Raw genomic sequence first — 13303 nt, forward strand, 5'->3', positions numbered from 1 at the left:
GCTGCCACCCGGACCGGCGTCCGATGTCCGACGTGGACGTCAGAGGATCACGCAGGGCCGGCCGTCGACCGTGCAGGAGGTCGGGCGGGAGTCCGTCCGCTCCAGGTGGAACCGCAGGCTGGCGGTGCCGCCCGGGGCCACGTCGACGCCACTGCGGTAGGTGAAACCGCCGTCGAAGACGGTGGCGGTCCCCTGCTCGACGCCCTCCACCCACGCCGTCACGAAACGTCCACCGGAGTAGGTCAGCCGGACCGTCCACCCACGCCGGTCCGCCGTCGCGTTGATGATCAGCACCTCGGCGATGAAACCGCCGTCGAACGAGCTCACCACCCGGTACCGGCCGGTGAGCCCGGCCGGGGGCGGCGGTGCGGGACGGGGAGCACCGGCGGTGGCGGCCCGCGTGGGAACCGGCGGCGACGCGACGCCGGTGGTCGGCGGGGCGGACGCGCGCGGCGACAGCCCCGGCCGGGTCGGTCGGCTCGGGCTCAGCGCCGGCTCACCGGTCGTGGGCGACGGTTCGGGCAGGAGCAGCGGCGGGGCGGGCGGCTCCGGCCGGGCGTCGACGCCGTCGCTCCGCCCCCGGTACGCCCCGAGCGCGACGACCAGCAGAACGACCATGACGACGACCCCGGCGGCCACCACGATCCACGGGGAGGAGGCGATGGCGGCGAGCGCGCGGGACCGCGGGGCGCGACGTGAGCCGGACATGTCCCTCCTCAGCGAGCCGTCGAGGAAGCGTACCGACCGGCGGGCAGGACCCGGCGGGCCGCCGGGCGGGCGCTCATCCGATGACGCAGTCGACACCGTTGACGGTGCACCGGCTCGGCTGGTCGCCGCCACCGTCCCGCCGGATCCGGAGCGCCAGCCGCTCCTGCTCCCCGGGGCGCAGGTCACCACGAAGGACGTACCGCCCGCGGCCGTCCGTCCACACCGAGATGCCGGAACCGCCGTACACCCGGATGCTCCTGACGGCGTCGGTGAACTGGAGTTCCACCCGCCAGTCCCGGCTCCGGTCGGTCCGGTTGGCCAGCAGCAGCTCCGCCCGGAACGAGTCGCGGTCGCTGTCGGTCACCTCGTACCGGGCGGTGACCTCGGCCCCGGCCGGGTCGGCGGCCTCGCCGTTGGCCACCAACGGCTGCGGGCTGGCGGAGCTCGACGCCCCGGAGCCCGGCCCGGGCGACGAGGTGCGGGCCGCGCGAGAGGGCGTGGCCGCCGTGGTCGGCGGCCGGGTGGGCGACGGCGTCACGCTGGTGGGCGACGGGTCCACGGGGGTGGTCACCGCGCGGGGCGTGGGCAGGGGAACCGGCGGCGCCGGCGCCGGGGGCAGCGCCTGCCGCTCCGGGCCACGGAAGGACAGCAGCGCCACCAGGAGCAGCGTCGCCAGCAGCCCGACGCCGAGGACCACGACGACCCACGGGAACGACGCGAGCAACCGGGACGCGGTCCGCCCGCCGGCCTCCCCGGCTGGCCGCAGAGACAATTGAGGTTCCCTTTCGTCGAGCCGACGCGCAGCCTATCCATCCGTTGCCCGGAGACGGAACCGCGTGGTCACCGATCCGACCGAACGGATGGCCGGCCGGCCGACGTCCGGTCCCCGGCCGGACCCCGGTGGCGTGACGCTCACGCGGACCGGACGACGGTGCAGATGACCGGCCCCTCATCGGTCGTGCGCAGCAGGTAGCGGTAGCGCTCGCCGGGCACCCGGCGGCCCTGGCTGTCGAGGAACTCCCACTCGACCGCCACCATCGTCAGCAGCGCCGACACCGGCTGCACGTCCTCGATGGTCGCGTGCGCCGCCACCAGCTCCCGGTCCCGGTAGTCGGGCGCGGCGCCCACGAAGGACAGTGCCACCGCCGCCGGGGACGTGAACGAGAAGCTGTAGGTGTCCGAGACGACCAGGCCCGGCAGGGCGTAGCAGCTGGTCAGGGCGGGCACGTCGCCTGCGGTCAGCGCTGCGCCGTACCGGCCGAAGAAGTCGGTCAGCGCGTCCAGGTCGGTGAAAGCCGTCACGACCGGAGAGATTTCCGGTGCGCGGCGAGCCCAAACCTCAGCGCGGCGGTACGCGCACCTCGATCTCCGCGCCGAGTCGCGCGCCGCCGGCCAGGCCGAGGTCGTCCCCGCTCCAGAACCGGCCCGGGTCGTACCAGTTCGGGTGCCGGCCGGGTGGCAGCAGCCCCATCGCCTCGTACGTGACGGCCACGACCTCCGCGCAGTACGCCGTCTCCAGCCGGTGCTCCGGCACCGCGCGGTCCCGGCCTTCGGGCGCCCGGCCGTTCAGGGCGTCCGCGCGGGCCGGACCCGCCGGCCGCCGCCCGCCGGGCAACCGCACGGGCGGCACGCGACCCCGCAGCCACCGCCAGGCGAGCTGGGCGGTGGACGGGAACGGCGTGCCGTCAAGGCGCGCGACGGTGCGCAGCACCGCGTTCTCCATCGCCGCGTCGGCCGGCGGGTCGAGCTGGCGCAGCCAGGCCCGCTGCCCGTACCGGTTGGCCCAGACGCCGACCGCGTCACGCAGGTCGTGCAGCTGCACGCCACGCTGGTGGGTGCCCGACCACAGGTCGGGCAGCGAACGGCCCAGCTCGGCGTGCCACATCAGTGGAGGCATGTCGTCCAGCACCACCGCCATGCCCACGTGGTTGACCGGGCTGTTGGTGGTGAGCTGGATGGCCCGGTCGGGCACGCTGCGACCACGGAACACCCACACGTCGCCGGTGCGGGTCAGCTCCACGGCCTCGTCCAGGTCGAGGATCACGCCGACGCTCCGCTCCGCTTGCCGAGGGTCACGTCCATAAGCGTCTACCCTAGGCCGATGCGGCGACGGATGCGGTGGTGGAAGGTGCTCGGGCTGGCCGGCCTGGCCGGCGTTGCGGCGTCCGGTGTGGTCATCGCCCGGGCCGAACGGCGGCGCCGGGCGTACACCCCGGAGGAGATCCGGGCCCGGCTGCGCGACCGGCACGCGGAGGCGGCGGCCGCGCCGGGCGACGACCGCCGCTGAGTCACTCGCCGCCGCGCCGCGCGCGCCGCACGGCCTCGGCCAGCGCCTGCGGGGTACGCCCGACCAGGGCGCTCCCGTCGTCGAGCAGCAGGATCGGGCGCTGGATCAGCTCCGGCGCCGCCACCATGGCCTCGACCCAGCGGGGTTCGCTGGCGTCGTCCCGCGGCCAGTCGGCCATTCCCCGGTCGACCGCGGCCGGCTCCTGGATCCGGCAGACCTCCCAGGCCCGGACGCCGAGCCGGCGCAGCACCTCGGTCAGCTCGGCCACGGTCGGCGGCCGGTCCAGATAGGGGCGCACCTGGTAGGCGACGCCGGCCTCGTCGAGGGTCTCCCGCGCGCCGACACACTTCGAGCAGGACGGGTTGTTCCAGATCTCCACGCCGGCCATCGTGGCATCCGGCGGTCGGAATGGACAGCTGCGGGCGGACCGGCGAGCCGCCCATGGTGAATCATGACGGAATCTCCTCGTCCGCACCGTGCACGAGGTTGCGCGAATAGCAAGACGGACGTACGGTTTGGATAGGCGCCCGAGGCGGGTAAGTGTCACCTAAGCACGGCACGTCCCCGGCCGGTGCGACAGACTGCTCAGGACTACTCACGGTCGCTGGTGTGAAGGAGTACGACGTGGCGAGCCTCGACACCTTCGGTGCGAAGACCCAGCTACGCGTCGGAGACGCGAGCTACGAGATTTTCAAGATCAGCAAGGTGGAGGGCCAGGAACGGCTCCCCTACAGCCTGAAGATCCTGCTGGAGAACCTGCTCCGGACCGAGGACGGCGCGAACATCACCGCCGACCACATCCGGCAGCTCGGCGCGTGGGACCCGACCGCGGACCCGAGCGTGGAGATCCAGTTCACCCCGGCGCGGGTGCTGATGCAGGACTTCACCGGCGTGCCCTGCGTGGTCGACCTGGCCACCATGCGCGAGGCCGTCCGCGACCTGGGCGGCGACCCCACCAAGGTCAACCCGCTCGCGCCGGCCGAGCTGGTCATCGACCACTCGGTGATCGCCGACCTGTTCGGCCGCGAGGACGCCTTCGAGCGCAACGTCGAGCTGGAGTACCAGCGCAACAAGGAGCGCTACCAGTTCCTGCGCTGGGGCCAGAGCGCCTTCAACGAGTTCAAGGTCGTCCCGCCCGGCACCGGCATCGTGCACCAGGTCAACATCGAGTACCTGGCCCGCACGGTGATGGAGCGCAACGGCCAGGCGTACCCGGACACGGTCGTCGGCACCGACTCGCACACCACGATGGTCAACGGCCTGGGCGTGCTCGGCTGGGGCGTCGGCGGCATCGAGGCCGAGGCCGCGATGCTCGGCCAGCCGGTCAGCATGCTCATCCCGCGGGTCGTCGGCTTCAAGCTCTCCGGCGAGATGCCGGCCGGCACCACCGCCACCGACCTGGTGCTCACCATCACCGAGATGCTGCGCAAGCACGGCGTGGTCGGCAAGTTCGTCGAGTTCTACGGCCCCGGCGTGAGCGCGGTGCCGCTGGCCAACCGGGCCACCATCGGCAACATGTCGCCGGAGTACGGCTCCACCGTCGCGATCTTCCCGATCGACGCCGAGACCGTCCGCTACCTGGAGCTGACCGGCCGCGACCCGAAGCAGGTCGCGCTCGTCGAGGCGTACGCCAAGGAGCAGGGCCTCTGGCACGACCCGGTCGCCGAGCCGGCGTACTCGGAGCGCCTGGAGCTCGACCTGAGCACGATCGAGCCGTCGCTGGCCGGCCCGAAGCGCCCGCAGGACCGGGTGCCGCTGGGCAGCGCCAAGACGCTGTTCCGCTCGGCCCTCAAGGACTACGTCGCCGCCGACGAGACCGGTGGCGACCCGGGCCGCAAGCCCGGCGTGCCGCAGCAGGATAAGCCGTACGGGGTCGTGGGCCACGCCGACGAGGCCAGCGCCGAGTCCTTCCCGGCCAGCGACTCCCCCGCCAACGGCGTCAACGACCCGGCCGACGCCCCGCGCGACCTGGCGACGGCCGCGGTCGGCGCCGGCGGGCGGGCCACCAACCCGATCCGGGTCACCGGCGACGACGGCAACGAGTTCGAGCTGGACCACGGCGCCGTGGTGATCGCCGCGATCACCTCCTGCACCAACACCTCGAACCCGCAGGTCATGATCGGCGCCGCGCTGCTGGCCCGCAACGCGGTGGAGAAGGGCCTGTCCCGCAAGCCGTGGGTGAAGACCACCCTCGCCCCGGGCTCGAAGGTCGTCATGGACTACTACGAGCGGGCCGGCCTCACCCCCTACCTGGAGAAGCTCGGCTTCCACCTGGTCGGCTACGGCTGCACCACCTGCATCGGCAACTCCGGGCCGCTGCCGGAGGAGATCTCCGCCGCGGTGAACGAGAACGACCTGGCGGTCGTCTCGGTGCTCTCCGGCAACCGCAACTTCGAGGGCCGGATCAACCCCGACGTCAAGATGAACTACCTGGCGTCCCCGCCGCTGGTCGTCGCGTACGCGCTCGCCGGCACCATGGACATCGACCTGGCCAACGAGCCGATCGGCGAGGACGCCCAGGGCAACCCGGTGTTCCTGCGGGACATCTGGCCGAACAGCGCCGAGATCCAGGACGTCATCGCCTCGGCGATCGGCGCCAGCGGCTTCAGCTCGGCGTACTCCGACGTGTTCGCCGGTGACGAGCGGTGGCAGTCGCTGCCGACGCCGACCGGGGACACCTTCGCCTGGGCGGACGGGTCGACGTACGTCCGCAAGCCCCCGTACTTCGAGGGCATGCAGCGCGAGCCGCAGGCGGTCGGCGACATCACCGGCGCCCGGGTGCTGGCCAAGCTGGGCGACTCGGTCACCACCGACCACATCTCCCCGGCCGGCTCGATCAAGCCCGACTCGCCCGCCGGCAAGTACCTCGCCGAGCACGGCGTACCGCGCCACGAGTTCAACTCCTACGGCTCCCGCCGCGGCAACCACGAGGTGATGATCCGGGGCACGTTCGCCAACATCCGGCTGCGCAACCAGCTGGTGCCCGGCGTCGAGGGCGGCTTCACGGTCAACCACCTGACCGGCGAGCAGACCACCATCTACGACGCCTCGGTGGCCTACCAGGAGGCGGGTCTCCCGCTGATCGTCCTGGCCGGCAAGGAGTACGGCTCCGGCTCGTCCCGGGACTGGGCCGCCAAGGGCACCATGCTGCTGGGCGTCAAGGCCGTCATCGCCGAGTCCTACGAGCGGATCCACCGCTCGAACCTGATCGGCATGGGCGTCCTGCCGCTGCAGTTCCCGGCCGGCGAGACCGCCGAGTCACTCGGCCTCACCGGCACCGAGACCTTCTCGATCACCGGGGTCACCGCGCTCAACGACGGCGCGACCCCGCGCACGGTCAGGGTCACCACCGACACCGGGATCGAGTTCGACGCGGTGCTCCGCATCGACACCCCGGGTGAGGCGGAGTACTACCGGCACGGCGGCATCCTGCAGTACGTGCTGCGGCGCATGATCGCCAGCTGACGCACCACCCCGACAGGGCCCCTTCCCGGCAGCGGGAAGGGGCCCTGTCGCGCTCTCGCCCGGCGCTCCCGGCTCGGCCTGGTCAGTCGGCCTCGCGGCGCGCCTCCAGGGTCTTCATGGCGTGCTCCATCAGCGTGATGAGCACCTCCTTGCCGGACTCCCGCTCCCGCGCGTCGCAGAGCAGCACCGGCACCCCCGGGTCCAGGTTGAGCGCCGCCTGCACCTCGTCCAACCGGTACCGGCGGGCGCCCTCGAAGCAGTTGACCGCCACCACGAACGGCGTGCCCCGCCCCTCGAAGTAGTCGATCGAGGGGAAGCAGTCGGCCAGCCGACGGGTGTCCGCCAGCACCACCGCACCGATCGCGCCGAGCGCCAGCTCGTCCCAGACGAACCAGAAGCGGTCCTGGCCCGGGGTGCCGAACAGGTACAGCACCAGGTCGTCGCTGATGGTGATGCGGCCGAAGTCCATCGCCACGGTGGTGGTGCTCTTGTCCTCCACACCGGACAGGTCGTCGACGCCGACCCCGCTCTCGGTCAGCACCTCCTCGGTACGCAGGGGGCGGGTCTCGCTGACGGCACCGACCAGCGTCGTCTTGCCGGCACCGAAGCCACCCGCGATCAGGATCTTGAGCGCGGTGGGCAGGGTCGGCGCTCCCGCCGGCCGCTCAGAGGGCCCGAAGTCCATTGATTACCGCCTCGAAAACACTGTTGTCGGGAAGGCCGGCCGTCGTCCGCGGCTCGCGTACCTGCACCAGGTCACGGGCCATCAGGTCACCGAGCAGGACCCGGACGGTCCCCACCGGAAGGTCCAGGTGGGCAGCGATCTCCGCCACTGACTGCACCCCCTGGCAGAGCCCGACGATGGCCACGTGCTCCGGGCCCAGACCGATCTCCGGCGTGACATCCGCCCGGGTGGCGGTCACCAGGGAGATCAGGTCGAACGTGCCGGCGACCGGGCGGGCCCGCCCGCGCGTCACCGCGTACGGACGCACCACCGGCCCGGCGTGGTCGTCGACCCACTGCTGCTCCGCGGACTCTCCCTGGACCGTCATCGCCGTTACTTCCCGGCGGCCGGCTGCTCGGTGCGTGACGGCGACGCCACGTACTTGCCGACGCGGGTCACCAGCATCGCCATCTCGTACGCGATCAGGCCCACGTCGGCGTCCTCGCTCGCCAGGACCGCGAGGCAGGCGTTGCGACCGGCCGCCGTGACGAACAGGAACGACGATTGCATCTCGATGATCGTCTGCTGCACCTGGCCGCCGCCGAACCGCTTGCCGGCGCCCCGCGCGAGGCTCTGGATGCCGGCCGCCATGGCCGCCAGATGCTCGCCGTCGTCCCGGCTCAGCCCTCGGGAGGCCGCCATCAGCAGGCCGTCCGTCGACAACGCGACCGCGTGCTCGGCCTGCTTCACTCGGCCGACAAGATCGTCCAGCAACCACGTCAGGTCGGCCGTCGAAGCCGTCTTCTGCGTCACTCGTCGCCCTCTTCTCCCCCGGCGCTGCTCGCCGGCTCGTCCTCGGCTGGCTGTCACGCCGGGGGCGTCCGCGACGCCTCGCCCGGCGGTGCCGATCAGGTTGCCTGCTGGTCTCCCGGGTCGGGGCCCGCGTCCGGCGGGTCACCCGCGCCGAGCAGCCTGGCCGCGTCGGTGCGGCCCCGGCGGGTTCCGGTCTGGTAGGAGCTCATCATCCGGCGCACCTGCTCCGGTGGACGCACGATCTCGACGGCCTCGACCTCGGCCGGCTCGTCGCGAAGCTCGGGGGCGATGCTGGCCTGCCGCACGCGCACCGGCAACCCCGACTCGGTCCGGTCGGGCACCGGCGGGGACCCGCCCTCCGGCGCGGCCGGCACCTCATCCGTCCCGGCGACCGCCACCTCCGTGGCCGCGGCGGTCTCCGCCGGCCCGGTCGGCGCGTCGGCCGGGCCGTGCGCGGACGACTCCTCCGACACCGCCGACTCCGCGACCGCGCCCTCGGCCACCGGCCCGACAGTCGCGTCCGCGGACGGCTGCCCGTCGGCGGTCGGCGCCGGGACGGAGGTCGTGGTGGCCGCCGCGGCGACCGGCAGGCCGGTCGGGATCGTCGGACCGTCCAGCGCGCCGGTGCCACCCCTGGACCGGACGGGCAGACCTTCGGCGGTCGCCTCGGCGAGGGCCTGGCCGCGCGACCGCACCGGCAGCCCATCGTCGATGTCACCGCCCGACCCGGGTTGCGTTCGGGGCCGGGGTGCGGCGGGCGGCTCGGCCAGAGCCATCGGAGCCGACGAGGGGGAGCGCTGCGGGTGCGCACCGGCGCCCGCGCCGGCCGGCAGCCCGGTCGCGCCCGCCCCCGCCAGGAAACCAGCCGGGGCGGCCGGGTCGTCCTCCGTGGTCACCAGCTCGGCGGGGATCAGCACGACCGCCGTCGTCCCGCCGTACGCGGACTCCTTCAACTGCACCCGCACGCCGTGCCGCTCGGTCAGCCGGCTCACCACGTACAGGCCGAGCCGGGTGGCGTTGGCCAGGTTCAGCTCGGACCGGTCGACGATGCGCTGGTTCGCGGCGGCGAGGTCCTCCTCGCTCATGCCGAGGCCACGATCCTCGATCTCGATGACGAAGCCGTTGGCGACCAACTGGCCCCGCACCTCGACGATGGTGTGCGGCGGCGAGAACGACAGGCCGTTCTCGATCAGCTCGGCGAGCAGGTGGATGACGTCGCCGACCGCCCGGCCCGCGAGCGAGACCCCGCCCAACGGCAGCACGGTCACCCGGGTGTAGTCCTCCACCTCGGCCACCGCGCCCCGGACGACGTCGACCATCGGGACGTTGCGACGCCAGGCCCGGCCCGGAGTGGCGCCGGAGAGCACGATCAGGTTCTCCGCGTTGCGTCGCATCCGGGTGGCGAGGTGGTCGACCCGGAACAGGTCCTCCAGCTCCTCCGCGTCCTGCTCGCGCCGCTCCATCGCGTCGAGGAGAGTGAGCTGCCGGTGGACCAGCGCCTGCGTGCGCCGGGCCAGGCTGAGGAACACCTCACGCACGTTCCGGCGCAGCTCGGCCTGCTCGACGGCGGTCCGGATCGCCGTCTCCTGGACGGCGTTGAACGCCTTGCCCACCTGGCCGATCTCGTCGTCGCCGAACTCCAGCGGTGGCGCCTCCGTGCCGACGTCGACCTCCTCGCCGCGGCCGAGGCGCTCGACCACACCGGGCAACCGCTCGTGGGCGAGCGCCCACGCCGCCCGGCGCAGCCGCTCCAGCTGGCGGACCAGCGCGCGGGCGGTGGTGATCGACACCACGATCGAGGCGATGACGGCGAGCAGGCCCAGACCGGCAGCCAGGATCAGCCGTACGATGACCCAGACGGCGACCGGCGTGGCCCGCTCGACCAGCGCGTCACCGCCGGCCAGCACCGCCTTCTCCTGCTCGTCGAGCGCGGGACCGACCACCGCCGCCCAGTCCGCGGCGCTCACCGGCAGGCTCGAACCGGGCCGCCCGTCCCGGATGATCCGGTCCTCCAGCTCCCGCAGCCCGGCGAACGCCGGGCTCCCGGCGAGCTGCTCGAAGCGGTCCCGGTCGGCGTCGGGCAGCTCGGCGGCGGCCTCGGCGGCGAGGAACCGCTGCGCGCCGACCAGCTGCGCGAACCGCGCGTACTCCTGCTCGGTGATCCGGCCCGCCGCCGCGACCCCGCTGAGCAGGGCGTCCTCCTGCGAGATCAGCTCACGGACGCGGACCAACTGCACGAGGGTGGTGGTGTCCTTGGCGATCTGCTCGTCGTCGAGCTTCGCGAGCGACCCGTACACGTGGAACAGCGCGTCGAGCGCCCCCGTGTAGGCGTCCGCGGCGCCGGCCCGGTCGACCGACCGGGCGGTCACCGCCTCCCGGACCGACGTCAGCCCGTCCAGCTCGACGATCGCGGCGTCGAGCCGTTCGATCAGCTCGTCGCTGGAGGCCAGTCGCGCCTGCCAGGTCCGCGACGACTCCTGGAACCGGGCGGTCAACTCGACCGTGCGCTCCCGCTGCTCCGCCAACTGCTGGAGGGTCTCCTCGGTCGGCCGCCCGAGGTAGACGACCGAGAGCCGGCGCTCCTGCTGGAGCTCGTTGCGCAGCGTCTCGCTCGGCTCGGCGACCCGGGTGTCGAGGGTCTGCACGCCGAGGACGTTGAGCCCGTCCTGCAGCGTCACCCAGGCCGCGAAGGCCCAGAGCGCGGCAAGCGAGACCAGCATGGCCACAACCTTGGTGCGCAGACTTGCACTGCGGGGACCCATCACACCGTCTCTCGCCCGTCTTGGTTCACGGTAAGGAAGGGCGGCACCTCATGTGGCCGGCCTCGGCGCACGCTAGCAGTGTCCACAACTTCACTCAAGCATCGCTGATCATGAACCAGTTGGTAGGTCGGTTACGGTGGCCAGTCGCGTGGCCTGCCACCGGGCGGCCACCACGGCCGCCCGGACGATCACCGGCGGCTGGTAGAGGTCCTTGTCGTGCCACAGCGGCGCACCGGTCGGCGCACCGTCCAACCCGGACAGCGCGGCCGCGGCCCGGGTGGCGGCGACCGCCGTCCCCGCCTCGGCCCTCGGCGCCGCCGCGAGCACCTGCACGGCGTACGCGGTCTCTTCGGCGGTCCCGTCCCACCGACCCCACGTCCCGTCGGCGCGCTGCTCGCCCAGCACCCACCGGACGGCGCGGGCGACGGCCGGCCGGCCGCGCGGTCCGCCGTACCGGGCGAGCGCCGCCGCCGCACAGCTCGCGGCGTAGTACGGCGACGCGTGCCAGCGGTCGGACCACCGCCCGTCGGCGGCCTGCCGGTCGACCAGCCAGTCGGTGAGCCGACCGACGGCGGCGGCGAGGCGCGGCGCCGGCCCGGGGGCCCGCGCCAGGTGCCAGCCCAGCACCTCCAGCACATGGGCGTTGGTGGTCACCGAGGCACCGTCCTCCCCCGGCCAGGTGTCGAAGTGGACGCCGGTGTCGTACGACCACAGCGACGCCGGGTCGACCGGCTGGCCGAACCGCGCGAGGGCGTACAGGGTGACGGCGGTGGTGTCGGCGTCGGTGGGCAGGCCCGGCCCGGTCGCCGCGCCGCCCGGTCCGACGGCGGCCCGCAGGCTGTCGAGCACGGCCTGCGGCGGTTGGACCGGCACGCCCGCCCGAGCCAGCGCCGCGAGCGTCCACGAGCGCTCGAAGACCGTGATCGGCGTCGCGCAGGGCACCGGGCCGGCGTGAGCGTCCACCGCCCGCTCCAGGTAGCTCACCGCCTCGCGCACCCCGGCGTCGGGGGTCCCGATCCAGCCGGCTGTCGCGGCGGGTGAGGCGCCCACCGCCCCGCCGCGGCCCGGCCGCACGCGGGCGTGCCGGCGGGCGCCCGGGCCGACGGCCTCCAGGGCGTGCAGCAGCTTGTCGGGCAACGGCGCGCCGGAGTCCACCAACCGGCGGACCCGGTCCAGCCGGCCGCGGTCCAGCCCGGGCGGCAGCGGGAGGCGGGGGTTCCACCCGCTCAGCTCGACGGGTGGGCGGGCCAGCCGCCGGCCGATCCGCTCGACCAGCCCCGGCACGATCAGGTCGGCGGCCGGAAGGTCCGGCAGTGTGCCCTTCCCGGTCTCCCCCAGCCGCTCGTGCAGCCGCGCCAGCGCCCGGTGGACCGCGCCCGTGACGTCGGCGCGCGACCAGCCGTCCGGCTCGTCCCGGTCGAGCGCGGCGAGCAGTCCCTCGGTGGCGCTGAGCGTGGGCACGACCCAGTACCCGTCCGGGCCGCCCCACCCGCCGTCCGCCCGCTGCGTGTTCAGCAGGAAGCGGATCCGCTCGGCGTGCCGGCGCACCCACGGCGCGAGCGACACCAGCCGGGCGGTCTCGTACACCGACGCGGTGGTCCGCCCCGCCGGCACCCGCACCAGGTCGGCCACCACCTCGGCGGCGGCGCGCAGTTGGGCGTCCGGCGCCGGCTCGACCGCCGGCGAACGGCCGACGACCGCCTCGGCCGTCACCGGACCCCCCAGAAGTCGGTCGAACGGTAGAAGCCGCTCGTGTACCCGAGTTGCCGGGACAGGTAGTCGACCTCGCGCGGCGCGTCGGGCCGCAGCCCGGCGAGCAGCTCACCGCACTCGGTCATCACGCCGGCCAGGTGCCGCTCCACGACCGCCCGGTCACCGACGAGCAGGATCGCGTTCAGGTCCCCGGTCCGGACGTCCCGGTCGACCGTCGCCAGGTCGTTCACCAGGCGCAGCGCGCGCTGCACCGCGTCGCTGGCCGCCACCAGCCGGTCGGCGTGCCGGGCCGCTTCCGGCCCGCCGGTGCGGATCCAGTGGGCGACGTTGACGACCGTGCACGCCAGGTTGTCGGCGTTGGCGAGGTACCCGTCGAGGTCCGGCGCGGTGCCGGGGTCGGCCCGCCAGTCCCACTCCCGGCTCATCGCGGTGAGCGTCCGGTCCACCGCCTCCTGCCATGCGCCGCTCAGCGCGGCGAAGGCCGGCGCGGCGGCCAGTTCGGCGCGGATGTCGGCCAGCAACGAGCCGAGCGCGTCGCCCGGCTCGGGCACCGCCCCCGCCGCGACGGCGCACTGGCGGCGCAGCAACTCGTCCAACTCGACCCGGTCGACCGCGAGCCGGTCGACCTGCCAGTCGAGCGCGAACCCCCAGAGCACCAGCCGGTTGGTGGTGCGCAGCTGCTCGGCCTCCGCACCGGGCTCGCTGAACGCGATCGCCAGGGCGATGTTGCTCAACAGCGTCGCGTCGAACGGGTCGTCCGGGAACAACGCCGGGTACGCGGACCGGCACCGGGCCAGGTCTCGCTGCCCGGACGCGGCGAGGGCGCAGACGCGGCCGTTAGCGGCGGCCTGCTGGATCGGGTCGAGGACGCTCGTCGTGCTCATCGGCGGC

General features: G+C 73.9%; 13 protein-coding genes. 2 read left to right on the forward strand and 11 right to left on the reverse strand.

Features of this window, described 5'->3' with window-relative positions:
• Positions 1-39: 39 nt before the first annotated feature.
• The 4 genes from EV376_RS26245 to EV376_RS26260 all read right to left on the reverse strand — a co-directional run bounded on the left by EV376_RS26245 (position 40) and on the right by EV376_RS26260 (position 2752).
• Positions 40-708: a cellulose binding domain-containing protein gene (locus EV376_RS26245; RefSeq protein WP_130327518.1), complete on the reverse strand. Its 669-nt coding sequence runs from the start codon at positions 706-708 to the stop codon at positions 40-42.
• 73 nt (positions 709-781) lie between these two features.
• A complete protein-coding gene (locus EV376_RS26250; RefSeq protein ID WP_130327520.1) occupies positions 782-1480 on the reverse strand; it encodes a hypothetical protein in 699 nt (232 codons plus the stop codon).
• A gap of 140 nt (positions 1481-1620) precedes the next feature.
• Positions 1621-2010, reverse strand: coding sequence for a hypothetical protein (locus EV376_RS26255; protein WP_130327522.1), 390 nt, complete (start codon positions 2008-2010; stop codon positions 1621-1623).
• A 37-nt stretch (positions 2011-2047) separates the two neighbouring features.
• The gene (locus EV376_RS26260) at positions 2048-2752 is read right to left on the reverse strand and encodes a C40 family peptidase (protein ID WP_130327524.1); all 705 of its coding nucleotides are present in this window, start codon (positions 2750-2752) and stop codon (positions 2048-2050) included.
• Positions 2753-2809: 57 nt separating this feature from the next.
• Here EV376_RS26260 and EV376_RS26265 point away from each other — a divergent pair, with 57 nt between their 5' ends.
• Positions 2810-2995 (forward strand): hypothetical protein, encoded by a 186-nt coding sequence (locus EV376_RS26265; RefSeq protein ID WP_130327526.1) that lies wholly within the window; start codon positions 2810-2812, stop codon positions 2993-2995.
• 1 nt (position 2996) lies between these two features.
• On the opposite strand, the gene EV376_RS26270 is transcribed toward EV376_RS26265, so the two are convergent.
• Complete coding sequence (locus tag EV376_RS26270; RefSeq protein WP_486482811.1) at positions 2997-3383, reverse strand: thioredoxin domain-containing protein; 387 nt, start codon at positions 3381-3383, stop codon at positions 2997-2999.
• A gap of 221 nt (positions 3384-3604) precedes the next feature.
• Between EV376_RS26270 and EV376_RS26275 the strand changes: the two genes are divergently transcribed.
• Entirely contained in the window at positions 3605-6460 is a 2856-nt protein-coding gene (locus tag EV376_RS26275; protein ID WP_130327530.1) for an aconitate hydratase, read from the forward strand.
• 82 nt (positions 6461-6542) lie between these two features.
• Here EV376_RS26275 and EV376_RS26280 read toward each other — a convergent pair whose 3' ends face one another.
• From EV376_RS26280 to EV376_RS26305, 6 genes are all read right to left on the reverse strand, one after another.
• Entirely contained in the window at positions 6543-7145 is a 603-nt protein-coding gene (locus EV376_RS26280) for an ATP/GTP-binding protein (RefSeq protein WP_130327532.1), read from the reverse strand.
• Positions 7126-7512, reverse strand: a complete 387-nt coding sequence (locus EV376_RS26285) for a DUF742 domain-containing protein (RefSeq protein WP_130327534.1) — start codon at positions 7510-7512, stop codon at positions 7126-7128. Before EV376_RS26285 ends, EV376_RS26280 begins: the two co-directional genes overlap by 20 nt.
• A 5-nt stretch (positions 7513-7517) precedes the next feature.
• Positions 7518-7937 (reverse strand): roadblock/LC7 domain-containing protein, encoded by a 420-nt coding sequence (locus EV376_RS26290; protein ID WP_130327536.1) that lies wholly within the window; start codon positions 7935-7937, stop codon positions 7518-7520.
• Between the two features lie 95 nt (positions 7938-8032).
• Entirely contained in the window at positions 8033-10699 is a 2667-nt protein-coding gene (locus EV376_RS26295) for a nitrate- and nitrite sensing domain-containing protein (RefSeq protein ID WP_130327538.1), read from the reverse strand.
• 108 nt (positions 10700-10807) lie between these two features.
• Positions 10808-12412: a prenyltransferase/squalene oxidase repeat-containing protein gene (locus tag EV376_RS26300; protein ID WP_130327540.1), complete on the reverse strand. Its 1605-nt coding sequence runs from the start codon at positions 12410-12412 to the stop codon at positions 10808-10810.
• Entirely contained in the window at positions 12409-13296 is an 888-nt protein-coding gene (locus EV376_RS26305; RefSeq protein ID WP_130327542.1) for a terpene synthase family protein, read from the reverse strand. The genes EV376_RS26300 and EV376_RS26305 overlap by 4 nt, the downstream gene beginning before the upstream one ends.
• Positions 13297-13303: the final 7 nt, after the last annotated feature.

It is taken from the genome of Micromonospora sp. CNZ295 (assembly GCF_004217535.1).

Bases quoted from the DNA above. Each gene is read 5' to 3' on its own strand.
- EV376_RS26245 (WP_130327518.1), bottom strand. From the start codon at position 708: ATGTCCGGCTCACGTCGCGCCCCGCGGTCCCGCGCGCTCGCCGCCATC.
- EV376_RS26265 (WP_130327526.1), top strand. From the start codon at position 2,810: ATGCGGCGACGGATGCGGTGGTGGAAGGTGCTCGGGCTGGCCGGCCTG.
- EV376_RS26270 (WP_486482811.1), bottom strand. From the start codon at position 3,383: ATGGCCGGCGTGGAGATCTGGAACAACCCGTCCTGCTCGAAGTGTGTC.
- EV376_RS26280 (WP_130327532.1), bottom strand. From the start codon at position 7,145: ATGGACTTCGGGCCCTCTGAGCGGCCGGCGGGAGCGCCGACCCTGCCC.
- EV376_RS26285 (WP_130327534.1), bottom strand. From the start codon at position 7,512: ATGACGGTCCAGGGAGAGTCCGCGGAGCAGCAGTGGGTCGACGACCAC.
- EV376_RS26295 (WP_130327538.1), bottom strand. From the start codon at position 10,699: ATGGGTCCCCGCAGTGCAAGTCTGCGCACCAAGGTTGTGGCCATGCTG.
- EV376_RS26305 (WP_130327542.1), bottom strand. From the start codon at position 13,296: ATGAGCACGACGAGCGTCCTCGACCCGATCCAGCAGGCCGCCGCTAAC.